We start from the raw sequence: 18,063 nt of genomic DNA on the forward strand, positions 1-18,063 counted from the left end.
ATTTGAAGCAGGGCGACGCGATGCTGACGGTGCAGGATGAAGTGACGCTGAGCGGCGGAAAGGTCAACATCGTATGAGTCAGGTGATGACGCGGGAAGAGGCGCTGGCTGACTTTTTGGAGCGGCATGTGTTTGATCGGTGGCAGGAGGATGTGCTGCTCGTTAATGACATTTACGAAGAACATCAGGTGGAGATTGATGAGGAGTTGGCAAGAGCGTTTGAGGCGTTATGTGTGCGGGCAGCGGAGCTTCAAGCAGCGGAAAAACAAGGGAAGCTGAAATATATCTACATCTCTTATTTACGTACGAGCATCATGGAAGGGCATTGTACGTACCGAATGGATGCGTATGATGAACGCTGGCTGATGGATGCGTCAGGCTGCACCGTTCATTGGGAGCCAGCGTTTCTGTTCGCACCGATGTTCGAGCGAGTGAAGCAGCTGGAGCCGGAGCGAGTGGCATATGCACGGAAGGTCACGCTTATGGATATCGACGACATTCGCCAGCTGGAAGCAGAGAAATGCCACACGCTGGCGGTGGAATTCGTGCGTGGGCAGATGGAAAAGCTAATCGGGCTTGAAGCCTTCACCACGCTTGCGAAGGCGGAAGGCTGGGCGATTGCAATGGGGGAGTACCGCGATCAGACGGAAATATTGGCGGAGGATGGTCATGGGGTGCGCGCACTGGATGAGCCTGGCGAAAGCGAAAGCGCAGAAGAAGAGCTTCAAGAGCAGGGTGAGGGGAAGCTTCAAGAGCAGCAGGATGGAAAGGACGGTGTGTCCTGATGGACTATTTTGTACTGAAGCAAGATAGCCGCTACACGAGTACGCCAATGCTGGAAGGGCTGCGGGAGAAGCTGGACATGCGGGATATGTATGCGGCGACTTCGTACCGAATACCGGACAAGCTGCTGTTTCAAGTCAAGGGAGAGAAAGACAGCGTGTTTACGGATGTGCTGGATCGGCAGCTCTTTTTGCTCTCGGATGGATTGAAGCGGTTAGTGGAGCTGTACGAGCCGAGGGCGGTATACAAGATGGTCATTTTGATGCATATGCTGACTCGCCGCCAGAAAACGTATTATTTGCCCTTTTTTGAGGAGCTAATGTGTTTAAGTTCGTATGCCGAGCTGCATCAGGATCAGCGAACGATTAAGCGTCTGGTGCTGGATCGGGAGCGCCTGCAAGGGAAGAAAATTGTGCGGGTGAGCGAAAGTGAAAGGCCGCTGATCGTCGTGCGGCTGGATGTAGCGGAGAGCCTGCTGCGGCGGGAGCCTGTGGGTATTCGTTTGGAACGGGTGGAGCTGGCTTAGAAGAAACCAGTCACCAATATTGGAGTGTTTGGAGAGCGTAGACCAAATGATTCGCAACCAGTTTTAGCTTTTAACAAGAAAGAGAATAGGAAACGGTGACCGAAAAGGAGGAGAAGAGAATGGGAGGACAACCCGCGTATGTGGTACGAGGGGCAACCATGAGATGTACGTGCGGCACGCATTCACGCCGAATCAACTTGCCAGAGAGCCATGGGTCGTATGTGAATGGCAAGCCGATGATGAATGAGGACGATAACAGCCCGGAGAACGTGCCGTATTTTGGCCTATGCCGCAGTCCTAAAATGGCAGCCGGGGAAGTCGTGTACTTGATTAATGAGCAAGGCATTACCGAGGGTGGCCCGCCCTGTATGCCAGAGATTTTTAATAAGTGGGTGCTGCCAAAGGAAAATGCGAAGGTAGATAACAAACCAGCGCTGACGACCCAATCGTTTCTTACGTGTGCCATGGATGGTCAAATCTATTTTCTCTCGGACGGTCAGCACGATTCAGATTAGGTAGACGAAGGACAACGGGGAGGAGGGATGCAGATGATCGGTTATGATCGATTGCGGGTAGAAGGCCCCTGCAAGCTGAAGCATATCACGGATGTGGCGATGAGCTGGAAGCCGGGCGAGCATGGGACGCTGCGGATTAGCGGGATCGTCGAGGAAGAGCTGCGAACGAATGCCACGCTGGAAGCGGTATGGCAGGATAAAATCGCTTTGTACGACGAAGAAGATGGCGCGCGGAAACCTCTTTTTAAGGGAGTCGTCACATCTGTGCAGACGGTGCATCGCAATGGGGTGTACACAGTCGAGATCGAGGCGGTATCGGGAAGCATCTACAGCGATCTGAAGAAGCGCAGGCGATCTTTTCAGGATACGAGCCAGACGTACGAGAAGATCATAACTACCGTACTGCGTGCGTATCCAGGTGGAGATGTGTTGCTTCAAAAGGGAGAGAAGGAAAAGCCATCTGAGCCTGTCATTCAATATGAGGAGACGGATTGGGAGCTGACGAAACGACTAGCGAGCCAGTTCCAGTCGGTGGTGGTCTGTGATATATTGGAAGAAACGCCGAAGCTGTTTATTGGGATGCCGGAGGGGAAAGAGCATAAGCTGCCTGAAGGAGCATCGTATACGGTGAGCAAGGATTTGGCGGCTTTTCAAAAAGCAGGCGGGGAAGCAGCGGGCCTGCATGATACGGATTTTTTCGGCTATGAAATACGATCCAAAACGTTCTATCGTTTGGGTGATCGCTTTAAAATTCGAGGCTATATTGAACTGATCGTATCGTCGATGACGGCACGTTTAGAGAAGGGGCAGCTCATCTACCACTACCGTCTGTCGCGGGAAGCGGGGATACGAGAGCAGCGGATCTTGAATACAAGACTGTCGGGTCTGACACTGCAAGGAGAAATTCTGGCGGTTAAAGGGGAACAGGTGCAGGTGCATCTGGCGATCGACGACAAGCAGGACAAGGAAACGGCGCACTGGTATCGTTATGCTCCGGAGACGGGAAGCGCGATGTACAGTATGCCGCAGGTAGGAACAAAAGCGAATTTATATCTAGCCGATGCAGGCGGTCAAGAAGCCATTGTCACTGGCGGCGTGCGAACCAATGGGGCGAGTGCAGAAAAGACGGCAGATCCGAACAACCGTTATTTTGGGACGGAGCATGGCAGTGAAATGAAGCTGTCCCCTACGGGGGTCGAGTTTACAGGCGGAAGCAAGGAGCCGCTGTTTTTGAAGCTGGACGATGCTGTAGGCATTATCTTGAGCAGCCCGCGCAAGCTGACGCTGACGGCGAAGGAAGAGATTTCGCTGTTCACACCGAAGCGTGTAGTTATTGGTGCGCAAGCGCTACTCGTAGCGAAGAAGACAAGCGCACCAAGCGGGATCACGCTGGAAGGCGAGTACAACCTGATGGGAGCGCAGATCCGAACGGAAGGGAAGGATCGGACTGGCTATGCGCCGTATGACGATGCGCCCGTAGAAGGTGAGCCGCCTCCTCCACCGCCACCACCGGAAAAACCGCCATTCAGCTGGGGAAAACTAGCGAGAAATGTGCTGGCAGGATTGGCTGTCGTCGCAGTAGTTGCGGTAGCAGCGGCGTTTACGGTAGCGACACTAGGAGCAGGAGCGGTCGTTGTCGGTGCAGTATTGGCTGGAGCAGCCATTGCGGGAACTGCTGCGGTTGTGAGCCAAGCGGTGTCGGATATCGCGCGCGGCGAGGTCAGCGATATGGGCACGTATGTGTCAACAGCCTTTCGAGAATCAGTTATCGGGGCGATATCTGGGGCAGTGTTTGGCCCATTTGGTCCGATGGCGAACCTAGGTGGACGTATGGCGTTTGGTGCGGTGCAGAATGGTTTTGAGAGTGTCATTCGCCAGACGATGGAAGGCAAAGGGTTTAGCTTTGGCACACTGGCACTGGATATGGGGATTGGCGGTTTAACCGGTGGTATCATGGATTCACGGCTCACGAAGGCGATTGGTAGCAAGATCGCTGGTGCGAAAATCGTGAAGACCTTAGGCAACGCATTTGGCGATTCGCTGAATAAAATGACGGGCTGGATTGGGAATGCGGCAGATGCGGTTAAAGCGAAACTGATACGTGATGCATTGGATATCAAGGATGCAGCAACTACGGGCTGGAAGAAGCTTCAGAATGCCTTGACGATTAAGAAGGTGGGGGATGATCTTGTTCCCGCGGGTCCTGGAGGAAATGTTAAACTTCATGATAGTCCTGATTCTGTACCTTCAAGTCCGTCACAGCATCATAAGGATTTCTTTAGCGAATCCGAGGCTGGTAAGAAGGAATTGGCGGATCGTTTGAAGAATGAGGCTGAGGGGTCGGGTGATTTTAAACCATATACTGCTGAGATGAGAAAACATATTATTGTGCCAGAGGATGGATTTCAAGCTTTCCTTGAGAGGAAATATATTGATATCAGAAAATCAGGTATTGACGATATTGGAACGGTAGCAAAGAATACAGGATTAGCAGAAGAACAGATATTAAAAATGAAAAGGCACTTGTTCTTAGACACAAAACAGTTATCTGTAGGTGGTAAACCGTATGAAGAATTATACTTTCAAGCAGATCCTGATGTTGCATATGCATGGCAAAAGGCACAAAAAGGAGAGCTGAATGAAAAGGAAAAGGAATGGTTCAGGAAATTAGCAAATCATGAGCTTAAAGAAAATGAATATATGGAAGGAGGTATGCCGCTAAGAGATCCTTCTACTTGGAATGGAAAAGGGTATAATAAAGACCCAGAAAAAAATGCACACGACAAAGCAAATCTAACTGATGAACAACCAAGTGATGATTTCCCAGGTTATGATAAATTCAAAGAGTATGATAAAAATTATGATGGAGATATTGACTATTAAATGTTGGAGGTGAGGAAAGTGTATTTAGATGATTCTGTATCAAGAATTAATGGGATTTTATGGGATAATATTGGTAGGGTTAATTCCAATGAAAATGCTGAGCTGGGTTATGAATTTTTGAGAAGATTAGCTTTATTTTATAAGAATGAATCTCTGAAACCACAGCCACCCATGTTCTCTAATGTAGCGAAATTACTTGGTGATAATGAAAATGAAATAGATATTTCGAGATACTGCAATCCAAAAGTTTTAGAATTTGTGGCAGGATACCAATACATTAAAAAAATATTTGAATTTTATATTCAATTATCAATATACGTTGATAAAAATCCACAGTATCTCACATATTTAAATGTATATGAACCATTAATTAGAATTTTTGAAAGAGGAGGTTTTTTTGTTATCAGACCACAGGAATTAGATATACGAGATGTTATAACTATTCCATTAAATGGATGGTATGAAAGATTCGTATCAACGGAACCTTGTGACATAAGTCGTCTATAAAAAAATCTTGAAGTATTGATGATTCACAATACATCTAGCAGCGCCACAACACGAGTTAACCGCCGTGTTGTGGTGTCTTTTTTGTCCATCGTATTATGATAAAAATACACTATTCAAAAATACTACCCCACCCAGTGCCGAATGAACACATCATTCAATCAATAACACATATAACCAGTGTTATACCCGTATAAAGATTTCATCATTTCGGTTGTACGCACATCAATGGATTAATTTTATAACCTAAATAACGCTACTCCGTTACATTGAACAGGTCGATTATGGTCAGATACCACCATGATTGACCTGTTTTTTGTTATCTTCGTTTTCTCGCGTTTTTTTCAAATTTACTGGCAACTGTAGAATACGCCGCCCCGATAAGGAGGATGAAAAGGCAAAGCATCTTTTGGAGTAGTTAGACCGACTATTCATATTGTCAGAACTTATCTGCAAATTGTCCGCAACGAATGGGCTACATGCCGCGATGGTTATCGTGAACGAACAATCTGGTGACGACCAGTTGACATAGAACAGGCAAGGTAACGCTTAGGCTAGCCGCCTTCCTGACTTCACAGCCGCCGCGCGGCGATACTAATGTCACGACAGAATCCGTAACCAGAGGTGAAGTCTTTTGAGCCATTACAAGCAATATCACATCTATGTCGGTTTGGATTTACATAAAGCCCACCATACTGCCGTTATCATCAACTGTTGGAACGAACGTCTTGGTGAAATCCAGATTGAAAACAAACCGTCTGCCTTCGACGACTTGATGAAGTTCGTTAAGAAGCATACGGCAAAAGGCTTGACCCCTGTTTACGGGTTGGAAGATACGGGCGGCAACGGCAGAGCGTTAGCCGTTCACCTTGTTGAGAAGAAGCAATTGGTCAAGGAAGTCAATTCCGCTTTGTCGTACAGCGAACGAATGAGCCATGCGACTACGCAAAAGAGCGACAGTTGGGATGCATTCTGTATCGCCAAGGTACTCCTTGCACGGCTCGATGAATTACCGGATGCGAATCCACAAGACTTGTACTGGACATTAGGTCAATTGGTAGCAAGGCGGAACGCTATCGTCAAACATGCCAGTGGCTTGAAGAATCAAATGCATCAACAATTAAGCTATCACTATCCGTCCTACAAGAAGTTCTTCTGTGACATTGACGGTAAAGCCGCCCTTGCCTTTTGGGAGAAGTACCCTGCACCACATCAAGTGTTGACGGTGGGGGTGGATGAACTGGCAGAGTATTTACGTGAAGCGAGTCATAACACATGTTCAACTCGTAAGTCAGAAGGAATACTGGAATTGGTGAAGCAGGATGGAGAGACGAAGCGGAACTTCCAAGAATACAGGGATTTCCTCATCGTCAACATGGTCAAGGATATGCGGAGAAGTCGGGAACTCATAAAGCAAATCGAGGAACAGTTTCGGCAGGTATTGGCACAGACCGATTACAAGCTAGAGTCGATGGACGGAATCAGCACCGTCACAGCGGCGGAACTGGTGGCTGAAATCGGAGATATTCGTCGCTTCTCCAATGCCGACAAGTTAGCCCGTTTTGCAGGAATCGCCCCTATCCGGTTTAGTTCGGGCGGCAAGGGCAAAGACCAAGCCAGTGGACAAGGTAATCGTGTACCGAACGCCATCTTCCATAACCTAGCCGTACAGCAAATCCAAGTAGCTAAAGGCGACAATAAGAAGCAACGGAATCCCGTCTTCTACGAGTTCTACCAACGGAAGCTAGCAGAAGGCAAGAGCAAGAAGCAAGCCCTCATATGCGTCATGAGAAGACTTGTAAACATCATCTACAGCATGATGAAGAACAAGACAGAGTATCGGGCGGCGAGTCCTCTAACAGAGTGTCAAGCAAGCTGATATAATGGTGGTAATTGGTAAAACAGTTGCCACCTTCTTTATTCCCAAGTTTAAGATTACTACTTAGGGGACGGGAAAAGCTGGTTCTGTCAACAGAGCTTTTAGGGAAGCGACCGAAGAAGATAAGAAATTGATAGATGATGTGAGGAAGAGGTTTAACGCAGGAAAAACTAAAAATGTCGCATTAACTAAGGGGGAAATAGATGGTGAATCAATAAATCTTGAATCAATAAGTGGGTATGATCCAAATAATCCAAATCATAAGGATAACTATCCTAGACCACCTGAAAATCACTATAAATATAGTGGGTCAGATAATAAAGGAAGGTTGCAAGATACAGAGCAAAAGATGATAGAATATCTGAGAGAAAGGTTCAAAAATAATCCTGATGTTGAAGGCAGTATTGAAATTATTTCACATAACCCTATTTGTAAAAGTTGTAATGATATTATTGATCAATTTCAAATTGATTTTTCGAATATCAAAGTCACGAGAGTTCAAATCTTGGATGACTTGAATTGAGTAGAATATGGAGGAGATTTAACATGGATATTTCAAATAAGGGTGATTTAAAGGAATTCTTATTAACATTAGAAAAAAAATCATACCCAATGAAGCCTTGTAGTGAAGATGAGCTAACAAAATTAAAACATTTTTCTCCAACAAAAACGCTGCCCTCGAATTATTTAGATTTTATGAGTAAGTTTGGGAATGGTGCAGAGTTTTTGACTGGTACACATTATACTATGAAGTATATATTAGAGTTAAAAGAATGGGCTGTTGAACTTTTAGAGGAAAATAGTTTCTCAAAAAAACTCACAGATAATCAGTTTGTGTTTATGATGCACCAAGGATATATGTTTTGGTTTTTCAATTTGGATGAGGGTGATAATCCTTCAGTATATCTTTACGATGAAAGTCTTAATCTAACGGAGTTTAAGAAAGTCAGCGATACTCTTTCTGAATATTTAATTTCATTATACGACTAAAGAGAATTGAGTAATTATTTTCAATTAATATTTTTTAATTGCTTTTCACGAATAATCTATCCACCACCACAATGCGAACTAGCCGCCGTGTTGTGGTTTTCTTTTGTTCTTGTCTCAACTCCGACCCTGTGCCGAATGAGTCGGGCATGTAATTTCAATTAGCCACAAACCATGTAATAGTGTTGCAGGAGCAGCAGATACCGTTTTTGGGTCGCAAGTTATGGATAGACTCAGTAGTCGCAGCTATTATGTTACGAACGCTCCGGGTTTGGGGCCAGCTGCGAGTTTTGAATTTGTAAAGTTTAATCGAGGTATTGATGTTTTAAAAGGAGCGTCTAAATTAGCAGGCCCAGCAGCATTTGTGACCTATGGTCTTGATGTGTATCAAGATGTTAAGAAGTGTGATGGTGTTGATGCAGCAAAAGCTGTGACCGTATCTACAGCAGGTGCTGCTCTTGGGATTGGTGTAGGTATTGCCTGTACGGGAGTTGGAGCGCCTGTAGGTGTCGCAATTATTGCGGGTGTAGCAATAGGGGCAGGCTTTGGTATGGCGAGCAGCTGGATTAAAAAGAAATGGATTGGTCATTAAATATAGGGATAGGGTGTGAAACAGGAAATGGATAAGGGAGAAGGTTATATGGTTCTCTATGCGTTGCTATTTATCCTGTTAGCTTGTTTTATGTGGGTAACCGCCCTGCGTAGACGGAAAATGGATCGCCCTGGCTTGTTAGTGATGTATGTTGAAATAGGGATATGTGGATTGCTGACAGCAGGAGGAATACTAGCAGAGGAGTTCGGTTATACAAAGCTTTATGATAGAACAGCGATAGCGGTTTTAGTATGTATCGGTGCAGTTATTATCCAAGTATTCTATATGGGGCTGACTCATCAAGGGGATAAACAATCCAAAAAAATGATTCGTATTGGACTTATCATTATTCTTTGTGCTGGTATACCTGCTGGAATTGTCTTTTTAATAGATAAAATATGGAATTGAAAGGATGTATGAAGATGGCATTACTACCTATCGGCTCGATTGTTCAAATTCTGGGCGGTGAGAAGCGTGTCATGATTTACGGTCGTTTGCAGCAGCAGGTAGAAACTGGCCAAATTTGGGACTATATTTCGTGTTTGTATCCTGAGGGTAATCAATCACCAGATCAATCTTATATGTTCAATCATGATCAAATTGAACAGATTCATTTCACAGGGTATCAAGATATGGAGGAGCTCTCTTATCGGCAATGGCTTGAAGGGATAAAGGAAGAAATGAAGCAGGAGAAGTGATGTTGAAGGCAGCAGGAGGGAGGAAAAGACGATGGAGGTAGACAATCAGATCGTACTTGGGTACGGACAGATTCGGCTGCAATCCGCGTACGGATTCGAACGAATTCAGGAGCTAACCATCTATAAAGCCGTGAATGAGCATGCTGAGTTAACGGCAACAGGTGTAATAGCAGAAGAACACCAGGATCAGGCGGCTCGGGTAAGCGGAGAGCAGGAGCCTATTGAGCTTCAAGAGCTGAATGAGGAAGGGGCTGTCATCCGTACGCTGTTTAGTGGTGTGCTGAAGACGATGGTGATTCAACGAGTAAGGAATGTATTTACCTTTCGGTTGGAAGCTCTATCCCATTCAAGTCGAATGGATGTCAAGGGTGTCTCGCGAACCTTTCAGAATAAAGAGATGGCTTTTTCCGAAGCGATCGAAAAGCTGCTAGCGCCGTACCCGGGTTCGGACTATATTGATGGTACGTTTCAAAAAGCGAAGCTAAATCAGCTTTTTATCCAGTATCAAGAGACGAATTGGGCTTTCCTCAAAAGGCTTGCCTCACAAGCCGGAGCGGTACTCATTCCAGAGGTGACCGCATCAGCACCAAAAATATGGATAGGCGTACCTGAAGGTAAAGTAACCGAGCTCCCAGACATGCCCTATCGAATCAAACGCCATATATCCGCCTATTATGGAGCCCATCGAGATACGGAATCAACGCTGAGTGAAGCGAGCTTTACAACGTATACCATTGAAACCCCACGTTATATGACCATAGGGGAAAGTGTTATTTTTCAGGGAAAAGAGCTTGTGGTGGAAAAAGCGATTGGTGAAATGCAGCAAGGTATTTTATCTTATACGTATATTCTTACGCCATTTTCCGGCATTCGCCAAAATAAGATCCTTCCAGAAACGTTAAGTGGGGTTTCATTTAATGGAAAGGTGATAGAGGTTCAGGGGGAGCAAGTCAAGGTTCATTTTGAATTGGATGAGAAACAGGAGAAGAGCGAGGCATGCTGGTTGCCCTATGCAACGCCCTATGCAGCAGAGGGGAATAGCGGATTATATGCAATGCCGGAGTTAGGTGATTCAGTGCAGGTGCATATTGGAAGTCGTTTGGAGAACGATGCGGTTGTGAGGCATTCCATGCGTCAGAATGGACAAGCATCCGCGAAGCATGCGGACCCAGGTGTGAAATATTGGGGCTCGCCAGCAGGTAAGGAAATGAAGCTGGGCACGACGGATCTGGTCATGACGGGCAAAGAAAACCAGCTGACCATCAAGCTGGATGAGCAGGGTGGCATTACGATAGATAGCGACAGCTCCATTGAAGTGGAGGCGGGAGGCGGGCTATTTTTAGGAGCAGGAACCATCAAAGGGACAGCAGCGGAAGCCATTCATTTGGTATGCGGATCGAGCAGTATGGTGATGGACGGCGAAACCGATGTGAAAGCGGCAGATTTGCGGGTGGAAGGCATCATAAAGCTGCCTGTATTTGTGGAGGACTTGCCATTGATCCCAGAACCGTCTCTCATGTCAGCTGTAGCCCCCCCTGAGCCGGATACTGCACCACAGGCAAAGCCAGAGCCGGAAGCAGAGGCACCGAAGAAGAAAGGTATATTTGACAAGCTGTTGGATGGCGTTCAAACAGCACTGAGCGTCGTCGGAATGATCCCGGTCGTAGGAGCAGTAGCCAACGTTGCGAATGCGAGCATATCGGCAGCCAGAGGAAATTATACTGGTGCAGGGTTGGCACTTGCAGCGAGTATTCCGTTTGGTGGATGGTCAGCGCCGAAGCAAAATGGACAAAGTGGAAATGGTCAGGGAAGCAGTGCGCTCCAGAATTTATTTCAACTGCTGCTGGAAAATATGCCGGGTTTACTAGGGGAGCGCTTAGGAAAAGTATTTACAACCGCACGATCACTAGCAAGCAATGTGGATTGGCAAGAGGTATTGGAGAATCTGAAGAGAGAAATGATAAAGCAAGAAAATCAAACGGTCATTTCTGGTGTTATGCCGCAGCAGGATTTAGATTATGTGGGAAATAGTTCCTCAGAAAAAGATGGAGTAACGATTGATGAATATTATCAGGAAGCTTTGAAATATTATGCATATCAAAAAGAAAATAATCCTTTCTTTACTATGATGAGTAATAGTAATATTGTATTCAAAATGGATGCTATCAATCAGTTGGTTGATGCAGGACAATTGTCAACGGAATCAGATGAATATAAGAAGCTAGTAGCCGATATTTATTTTAATGGATTTGGAACGAGTGAATTAGCGGCTACGAATTATTTGTATATGATTGAAAATCTTAATCCAGTATTGCCTGGCAGAGTTGGATCAGGAAGAGGAGGAGCGGGAAGAGGAACGGCACCAGGAATTGGTAGCACAGGTGCAGCCGGAGGAAAAACAGGAACGAGTGGAGCAACTGGTAATGGGAAGAACGGGAATACTAAGGGTGGTCCAGGGGTTAATCAGCCAATTATGGATGCAGATGATACAGGGAGTTATAACGGAGCGAGTAACACAAGAAATAATGGTAAATTGACAGAGGATAAGGGAAATGTGGCTAAGGGGAAGGGGATGTCCAATAATGATGTAGGTAATTACTTAGCTAAAAAAGCACCAAACCAAGTTACTCCTGGGATACGAATGCTAGAAGGACAATATATTGATGATAAGGGGAGAGTTCAGCCATGGAAGGCATATTATGATCAATATGGAAAGTTGATTGCTAGAACTGATTATAATGCAGGAAATAAAGCACAAGGAATACCAGATACCCATTATCATTTATATGAGTGGGGACCTGGAAAAACACCACATGAGTACGGAAGTCATATAGAAGGAGAATATAAACCATGAGACAATTAAACGAATTAATATCTGATTTCTACCAAAAACAAAAGGAGTACGGTTTTTTGCAGTCAATAAATTTATACCGTAATATTAATGAGGATGGTTGTTCAGATTTTGCTTTAGATATTACTTTATGCAATTTTCCTTTTTATGAGGGAGATAACAAATTATTATTGAATTTTTCGGGCGTGAGAAGTTTTAAAATGGGTGATTTAGAGGGGTTATTAAGATTGGTTATAAATATAACGAATATAGGGGAAAGTCAAATGGAAGGAATTAATTATCGTGTGAATGAAGATGAAAATGAAATTTTTTCTTTCTATTGTGAAATATTTAAATTTGAAATTATATAGTTTATTACTATCATTAATTTTTCAGTGGACCAAGTTTATATTCTGTAGTGGCGTACTCAAATAAATAAGAAATTAGAGTAAGTATTTTTATTCGAGTTCACTAGCGTTGCATAAAATCTTTACACTTCCGAAATGTGAATATTCAGAAAACCGTTTTTCATTATTAAATGAAAAGGTCGGACAACTCTCAAAAGCAGCCGATTCATTTGGTTAAATTATGAAATTCTGTTTACTTTTGTGTTATGATTGCTAGCAGGTGTCAAGACTCGGTTCGTTGTCGTCCTTTCGAGGTTCGACTGGGCTTTTTCTTTAGCCGCATGATCTATCGGCTGCACGGTTGCCATAATACCTTTGTTAGCCATCGAGTGAGTTACAACAAGCTGTGTTTGACTTTCGTTTCCAGCTTCACGAGTAGGAGCAGGCAAAACACAATAAGGGTAATCCAAACCTGGTTCGTTACAGCCTGTTCACTGGTGCCAAAAAGGTGCTTGATCTGTAAGTGCTGTTTGATCCACTTGAAGAACGTTTCAATCGCCCAGCTATTGCGATACATTTCGCAGATTTCATCACAAGTCAGATCGAAGCGGTTAGTTACGAGAAAGAGCAGATTGCCTTCCGAGTCTTGCGTCTGTATCATCCGTAGCACATGTGTCATCTTCTTCTGCTAGGAGCCAATTCGGACACGCCAATCGGTCGAAATGAGACTGCCTTCGGGGACAGCGAGTTCCTCCAGCGGCTCAATATGCGTATTCTTTTTCAGCCGTGTGACGAAAAAAATACCGTCCAAGAAGTAGCGATCGAAAGCCGAATAGTCGATATATCCACGATCACAGACGTAGGTTACGCCCGGCTCATGAACGAGTTCATTCATCTGCGTACGATCATTTTTCTTGGCTACGGTCACCGTTGCCTTCTCCGGGACAACCTCTTGCTCACTTGGAAAGGCCAGTCGCATATGTATTTTGATGCCTGCCTTCGTCTTGCGGAACTCGGCCCATTTAAATTTCTGCAGACATAACGTCACGGTTGTCGAGTCGACGATTTTGATCTTGTGCTGATGAGCGACTTGGCCTTGGCATGACAACGCAAGCTTAGCTAACTGTTCGAACACCTGTTGCAACAACTCAGGGTCGACTTGCTTGTGTTTGCGGATGAGCTGCGAAGCCGAGATTGAAGTCAGGCCGAGCTCACGCTGTAAATCTTCACACAAGACATCGTCAGCGATGTGTCGCAAGCCTTCGCGTTTTTGCAGTTGCGCAAGCAGTAACAACTTGAGATAGGCGGTGGTCGTCAGCTTTTTCGTATATTTGTCCTGCGGGCATTCGGTCACCGCAGTTGTGAACATTTTTGTACAGATTGGCGCAAGCCATTTACCAAATGAAGATAATAAAGTATGATTGTCCATGCTGATATCCTTTTCAATGGATTAATGGACAGGTTCTACCTCTCCCATCTATTGTAAAGGATTTTTTTATGCACAAAAGTAGTTATGGCAGAAAATTATGAAGATTCAGATAACATTAATGCAACGCTAGTGATTCAAGTTATGATCAACATTGAAATATTTCTGTACTTTCTGCATTACTAGCATTCGGCAAACCAAATTTATCTAAATATAAGGAAGTTAAGTGATTGTTTTTTATTCCGACTTGTAATATGTGAGAGAAGATAGCTTGAATTGTTCAATTTATTTGGTCATTTGTTGAAGCAATTGCACTTTATAAATTTCGTGAAAGTTGATTTAGTAAAATAAAAATTAGATTTTGAAAGAAAACACAGCATATTGTTTTGACCAGATAATTAATGATTTTTAATGCTAACTCCAGTATGAATTGCCCTCCTTCAAGTAGATAGTACAAAAAAAAAAATCCTTTAAACGGCCTTAGTCCTGAATTTCATCTGACTGAGGCCGTTTAATTTCTTTTGTAATTTTTCGTAATTGTAAAAGTGGATACAGTCATCGATATCTTTTTCGAGTTTTACAAAGGAACGATAGGAATGCAAATAATATTTCTCGTACTTCAAGGTTCCGTACTAAGAAAGGTTTATTTGACAAGTTGTTGGATGGCGTTCAAACAGCACTGAGCGTCGTCGGAATGATCCCGGTCGTAGGAGCAGTAGCCAACGTTGCGAATGCGAGTATATCGGCAGCCAGAGGAAATTATACCGGGGCAGGATTGGCACTTGCAGCGAGTATTCCGTTTGGTGGATGGTCAGCGCCGAAGCAAAATGGACAAAGTGGAAATGGTCAGGGAAGCAGTGCGCTCCAGAATCTATTTCAACTTCTGCTGGAAAATATGCCGGGTTTACTAGGAGAGCGATTAGGAAAAGTATTTACAACCGCACGATCACTAGCAAGCAATGTGGATTGGCAAGAGGTATTGGAGAATCTAAAGAGAGAAATGATAAAGCAAGAAAATCAAGCGGTCATTTCTGGCGTTATGCCGCAGCAGGATTTAGACTATGTGGAAAATAGTGCCTCAGAAAAAGATGAAGTAACTATTGATGAATATTATCAGGAAGCTTTGAAATATTATGCTTATCAGAAAGAGAATAATCCGTTCTTTACTATGATGAGTAATAGTAATATTGTATTCAAAATGGATGGTATCAATCAGTTGGTTGATGCAGGACAATTGTCAACGGAATCAGATGAATATAAGAAGCTAGTAGCCGATATTTATTTTAATGGATTTGGAACGAGTGAATTAGCGGCTACGAATTATTTGTATATGATTGAAAATCTTAATCCAGTACTGCCTGGCCGAGTTGGATCAGGAAGAGGAGGAGCGGGAAGAGGAACGGCTTCAGGAATTGGTGGCACAGGTGCTTCCGGAGGAAAGACAGGAACGAGTGGAGCAACTGGTAATGGGAAGAACGGGAATACTAAGGGTGGTCCAGGGGTTAATCAGCCAATTATGGACGCAGATGATACGGCACATTATAACGGAGCAAATAATACTCGAACTAAAAATACGGGGAGCAGTGGTGGAGCTACATCCAAGACTGTTATTAGCTCGGAAATGGAAGCCAAGATATTGGAAGGGCAACGAAAAGTACCAAAGAATGAGTTGATAGGTGGACATTCCCCTAATATAAACAATACTAATCCTAAGTTCGCCGTAGAAGTGTTTTCAACTAATGCCGATGGTACGAAAAATGTTCAGTTTACTAAGCAATTTCCAGATGGCAACATCTCAAAACTTAAAAAAGGTACATTATTTCCAGATTCGTGGAGTGATCAGCAAATTCTTGATAGTGTTAAAGCTGTTGGAAATACACCTGCTATTTCAACAAGATTAAGGGATGGAGCAACTTGGCATAGAGGAATAATAAATGGTGTGGAAATTGATGTACTCAAAATTGGTAATGATGTAGTTAGTGGTTACCCAACAGGTACCGTGAATGGAGCCCGCCCAGCAGGTTTTTAAATCTAATGAAAATGAAAGGTGTTAAAATATGTATAAACAACTAGATAATTTAATATCAGCAGATACAACAGTAGATTCTTGGTACGACGATGGGTGTGTTATTGCAGGAGAAATACTGTCAGAGTTCAGTTTAAATGATTGGGATAAATTATTAAGTGAAGTGCTTACTAAGCCGTTAGATTGGCAAAGAAAACTAGCATATTGTTTAGATAACAATTGTAATATGTATGAGCTGAATATTTTATTATTATTACTTACTATTGAGGATGACAAATTATTTGAAATAATTATAGATACTCTAAGAAGTTTTACAAATGCAGAAAGTAAACAAATAATACTAGACAATCCAAACATACTGCATCGAGTAAATGATTTGATTCCTAAATCGGGAGTAGCAGTAAAGAAAGTACTTGAAGACTTTCTTGCGAAAATCCATTCATAAATTATTATATGGTACATTCCAGTATGAACTGCATCCAGTCAAGAAGACAATACAAAAAATAAAGATTTTTAAGTGGCCTTGGTCCTGAATTTCATCGGACTGAGGCCGTTTGGTTTCGTCTGTAGTTGTTCGTAATAGTAAAAGTGGATGTAGTCATTGATGTCCTTTTCGAGTTCTACAAAGGAATGACAGGTGTGCAAATAATATGTTTCGCTCTTCAAGGTTCCTCATAAGAAATGCTTATTTGACAAGCTGTTGGATGGCATTCAAACGGCACTGAGCGTCGTCGGAATGATCCCGGTCGTAGGAGCAGTAGCTAACGTTGCGAATGCGAGCATATCGGCAGCCAGAGGAAATTATACCGGGGCAGGATTGGCACTTGCAGCGAGTATTCCGTTTGGTGGATGGTCAGCGCCGAAGCAAAATGGACAAAGTGGAAATGGTCAGGGAAGCAGTGCGCTCCAGAATTTATTTCAACTGCTGCTGGAAAATATGCCGGGTTTACTAGGGGAGCGCTTAGGAAAAGTATTTACAACCGCACGATCTCTAGCAAGCAATGTGGATTGGCAAGAGGTATTGGAGAATTTGAAAAAGGAAATGATCACCTACAGTTCACAAAACGGAAATTATACTCAAATTGAACAAACGGTGAGTTTCGATACAACGATAGAAGAGGAATACTTTTTCCCGATGATGCTAAAAATCCAAATCGCTTAGAATTTGAGCTTTGCTGAGTGATGTGATGGAGTTATCGCCTGACTCTAAACTATTTGCGGAATACAAGGAAATGCTTAGAAAGTCATTCGAGTGGTATCATAGGCTTGAGACGGGAAGAGATTTTGAAGCATGGTTTGCTTTACTAACGCAAACGAGTACAATGGATACAAACTCAAAAGAAAAAGCAAAACAAGCGCAAAAATATATGTTAAATAAAATTAATGAAGAACAACAAGACATTAATGCAATACCTATTGATCCAGAGGAATTGTATAGGGCAGCAGCAGGTGCATTGTATGGTGTTAAGGGTACTCGAGCACAAACAAAGGGTACAACGGGGACAGGCAATGTGTCAAATGAAGTGGGGACCGGAGGGAAAACCAAGGGTGGCCCAGGAATTAATTAGCCAATTATGGATGCAGATGATACAGGGAGTTATAACGGAGCGAGTAACACAAGAAATAATGGTAAATTGACTGAAGGGGCAAGTAGTATTGATAAGGCTTCTGGTGTTAATGGAGGTAAATATTTAGATGAACCTGCTCCTACAAATGGGACACTTAATATTACTGGGCGAAAACAATATCATTCCTGACCGTATACCCTAAATAAGGGAGATATTATTTGTAAATGCGGGGGGAATCTGTCTTTCCTCACTGATAGTTATATCTCTATTATTATGGTGACTGAGAATAAACCCAAAATCACAATAACTTTTAATACCGAAGAAACAGTTCCAATTGATTTTATGAATAGTAGTAGTATAGAGAATGCACATTTAAATAAAACAAAGTATGGATCGACTACACTAAGTTGGACAGAAAAAATAAGGGCTTGTAGAATAAACCTATCATGTTAAGGAGCAAATCTCTACAATGCCAAAACAACAACGACGTACCTTTACAA

General features: G+C 43.5%; 20 protein-coding genes and 1 pseudogene. 18 read left to right on the forward strand and 3 right to left on the reverse strand.

Going from position 1 to position 18,063, the window contains the following annotated elements; translation table 11 throughout:
• Positions 1–73: 73 nt before the first annotated feature.
• The 13 genes from AC6B99_RS32925 (at position 74) to AC6B99_RS32985 (ending at position 12,567) form a co-directional block, all read left to right on the forward strand.
• On the forward strand, positions 74–784 hold the full coding sequence (locus AC6B99_RS32925; protein WP_496665128.1) for a hypothetical protein: 711 nt from the start codon (positions 74–76) through the stop codon (positions 782–784).
• Complete coding sequence (locus AC6B99_RS32930) at positions 784–1,308, forward strand: hypothetical protein (protein ID WP_496665129.1); 525 nt, start codon at positions 784–786, stop codon at positions 1,306–1,308. Before AC6B99_RS32925 ends, AC6B99_RS32930 begins: the two co-directional genes overlap by 1 nt.
• A 119-nt stretch (positions 1,309–1,427) precedes the next feature.
• Entirely contained in the window at positions 1,428–1,823 is a 396-nt protein-coding gene (locus AC6B99_RS32935) for a PAAR-like protein (RefSeq protein ID WP_494879938.1), read from the forward strand.
• 33 nt (positions 1,824–1,856) lie between these two features.
• Positions 1,857–4,706 (forward strand): contractile injection system protein, VgrG/Pvc8 family, encoded by a 2,850-nt coding sequence (locus tag AC6B99_RS32940; RefSeq protein WP_496665130.1) that lies wholly within the window; start codon positions 1,857–1,859, stop codon positions 4,704–4,706.
• 18 nt (positions 4,707–4,724) lie between these two features.
• Positions 4,725–5,213: a hypothetical protein gene (locus AC6B99_RS32945; RefSeq protein WP_496665131.1), complete on the forward strand. Its 489-nt coding sequence runs from the start codon at positions 4,725–4,727 to the stop codon at positions 5,211–5,213.
• Between the two features lie 631 nt (positions 5,214–5,844).
• Positions 5,845–7,089, forward strand: a complete 1,245-nt coding sequence (locus AC6B99_RS32950; RefSeq protein ID WP_496665132.1) for an IS110 family RNA-guided transposase — start codon at positions 5,845–5,847, stop codon at positions 7,087–7,089.
• A 130-nt stretch (positions 7,090–7,219) separates the two neighbouring features.
• Positions 7,220–7,612, forward strand: coding sequence for a deaminase domain-containing protein (locus tag AC6B99_RS32955; RefSeq protein WP_496665133.1), 393 nt, complete (start codon positions 7,220–7,222; stop codon positions 7,610–7,612).
• A gap of 23 nt (positions 7,613–7,635) precedes the next feature.
• On the forward strand, positions 7,636–8,079 hold the full coding sequence (locus AC6B99_RS32960) for an SMI1/KNR4 family protein (protein ID WP_138755668.1): 444 nt from the start codon (positions 7,636–7,638) through the stop codon (positions 8,077–8,079).
• 220 nt (positions 8,080–8,299) lie between these two features.
• Positions 8,300–8,668 carry a hypothetical protein gene (locus AC6B99_RS32965; RefSeq protein ID WP_496665134.1) on the forward strand — a complete coding sequence of 123 codons (369 nt, stop codon included), beginning with the start codon at positions 8,300–8,302 and terminating at the stop codon, positions 8,666–8,668.
• 27 nt (positions 8,669–8,695) lie between these two features.
• Positions 8,696–9,076, forward strand: coding sequence for a hypothetical protein (locus tag AC6B99_RS32970; RefSeq protein WP_496665135.1), 381 nt, complete (start codon positions 8,696–8,698; stop codon positions 9,074–9,076).
• Between the two features lie 14 nt (positions 9,077–9,090).
• Positions 9,091–9,366, forward strand: coding sequence for a DUF4176 domain-containing protein (locus tag AC6B99_RS32975; protein WP_155973370.1), 276 nt, complete (start codon positions 9,091–9,093; stop codon positions 9,364–9,366).
• A 277-nt stretch (positions 9,367–9,643) separates the two neighbouring features.
• Entirely contained in the window at positions 9,644–12,220 is a 2,577-nt protein-coding gene (locus AC6B99_RS32980) for a hypothetical protein (protein WP_496665136.1), read from the forward strand.
• A complete protein-coding gene (locus AC6B99_RS32985; protein WP_496665137.1) occupies positions 12,217–12,567 on the forward strand; it encodes a PIM8 family immunity protein in 351 nt (116 codons plus the stop codon). The genes AC6B99_RS32980 and AC6B99_RS32985 overlap by 4 nt, the downstream gene beginning before the upstream one ends.
• 370 nt (positions 12,568–12,937) lie before the next feature.
• On the opposite strand, the pseudogene AC6B99_RS32990 reads toward AC6B99_RS32985, so the two are convergent.
• A pseudogene (locus tag AC6B99_RS32990) lies at positions 12,938–13,972 on the reverse strand (IS4 family transposase).
• A 467-nt stretch (positions 13,973–14,439) separates the two neighbouring features.
• Complete coding sequence (locus tag AC6B99_RS32995; protein WP_496665138.1) at positions 14,440–14,592, reverse strand: IS3 family transposase; 153 nt, start codon at positions 14,590–14,592, stop codon at positions 14,440–14,442.
• A 32-nt stretch (positions 14,593–14,624) separates the two neighbouring features.
• Here AC6B99_RS32995 and AC6B99_RS33000 point away from each other — a divergent pair, with 32 nt between their 5' ends.
• Complete coding sequence (locus AC6B99_RS33000) at positions 14,625–15,998, forward strand: EndoU domain-containing protein (protein ID WP_496665139.1); 1,374 nt, start codon at positions 14,625–14,627, stop codon at positions 15,996–15,998.
• 28 nt (positions 15,999–16,026) lie between these two features.
• The gene (locus AC6B99_RS33005) at positions 16,027–16,440 is read left to right on the forward strand and encodes a hypothetical protein (protein WP_496665140.1); all 414 of its coding nucleotides are present in this window, start codon (positions 16,027–16,029) and stop codon (positions 16,438–16,440) included.
• Positions 16,441–16,508: 68 nt separating this feature from the next.
• Here the strand turns inward: AC6B99_RS33005 and AC6B99_RS33010 are convergent, their stop codons facing one another.
• A complete protein-coding gene (locus AC6B99_RS33010) occupies positions 16,509–16,661 on the reverse strand; it encodes an IS3 family transposase (protein ID WP_496665141.1) in 153 nt (50 codons plus the stop codon).
• Positions 16,662–16,812: 151 nt separating this feature from the next.
• On the opposite strand from AC6B99_RS33010, the gene AC6B99_RS33015 reads away from it, so the two are divergent.
• Genes AC6B99_RS33015 through AC6B99_RS33025 form a run of 3 tightly spaced genes read left to right on the forward strand, consistent with a single transcriptional unit; the run spans position 16,813 to position 17,752 of the window.
• Positions 16,813–17,157 carry a hypothetical protein gene (locus tag AC6B99_RS33015; protein ID WP_496665142.1) on the forward strand — a complete coding sequence of 115 codons (345 nt, stop codon included), beginning with the start codon at positions 16,813–16,815 and terminating at the stop codon, positions 17,155–17,157.
• Between the two features lie 25 nt (positions 17,158–17,182).
• Positions 17,183–17,563: a hypothetical protein gene (locus tag AC6B99_RS33020; RefSeq protein WP_496665143.1), complete on the forward strand. Its 381-nt coding sequence runs from the start codon at positions 17,183–17,185 to the stop codon at positions 17,561–17,563.
• A 6-nt stretch (positions 17,564–17,569) separates the two neighbouring features.
• A complete protein-coding gene (locus AC6B99_RS33025) occupies positions 17,570–17,752 on the forward strand; it encodes a hypothetical protein (RefSeq protein WP_496665144.1) in 183 nt (60 codons plus the stop codon).
• Positions 17,753–18,063 lie beyond the last annotated feature (311 nt).

The sequence above is a fragment of the Paenibacillus liaoningensis genome (assembly GCF_059609455.1).

What these genes read in the sequence shown, in the direction of transcription:
- AC6B99_RS32925 (WP_496665128.1), top strand. Translation starts at nt 74, where the DNA reads ATGAGTCAGGTGATGACGCGGGAAGAGGCGCTGGCTGACTTTTTGGAG.
- AC6B99_RS32930 (WP_496665129.1), top strand. Translation starts at nt 784, where the DNA reads ATGGACTATTTTGTACTGAAGCAAGATAGCCGCTACACGAGTACGCCA.
- AC6B99_RS32935 (WP_494879938.1), top strand. Translation starts at nt 1,428, where the DNA reads ATGGGAGGACAACCCGCGTATGTGGTACGAGGGGCAACCATGAGATGT.
- AC6B99_RS32940 (WP_496665130.1), top strand. Translation starts at nt 1,857, where the DNA reads ATGATCGGTTATGATCGATTGCGGGTAGAAGGCCCCTGCAAGCTGAAG.
- AC6B99_RS32960 (WP_138755668.1), top strand. Translation starts at nt 7,636, where the DNA reads ATGGATATTTCAAATAAGGGTGATTTAAAGGAATTCTTATTAACATTA.
- AC6B99_RS32965 (WP_496665134.1), top strand. Translation starts at nt 8,300, where the DNA reads ATGGATAGACTCAGTAGTCGCAGCTATTATGTTACGAACGCTCCGGGT.
- AC6B99_RS32970 (WP_496665135.1), top strand. Translation starts at nt 8,696, where the DNA reads ATGGATAAGGGAGAAGGTTATATGGTTCTCTATGCGTTGCTATTTATC.
- AC6B99_RS32975 (WP_155973370.1), top strand. Translation starts at nt 9,091, where the DNA reads ATGGCATTACTACCTATCGGCTCGATTGTTCAAATTCTGGGCGGTGAG.
- AC6B99_RS32985 (WP_496665137.1), top strand. Translation starts at nt 12,217, where the DNA reads ATGAGACAATTAAACGAATTAATATCTGATTTCTACCAAAAACAAAAG.
- AC6B99_RS33005 (WP_496665140.1), top strand. Translation starts at nt 16,027, where the DNA reads ATGTATAAACAACTAGATAATTTAATATCAGCAGATACAACAGTAGAT.
- AC6B99_RS33020 (WP_496665143.1), top strand. Translation starts at nt 17,183, where the DNA reads ATGGAGTTATCGCCTGACTCTAAACTATTTGCGGAATACAAGGAAATG.
- AC6B99_RS33025 (WP_496665144.1), top strand. Translation starts at nt 17,570, where the DNA reads ATGGATGCAGATGATACAGGGAGTTATAACGGAGCGAGTAACACAAGA.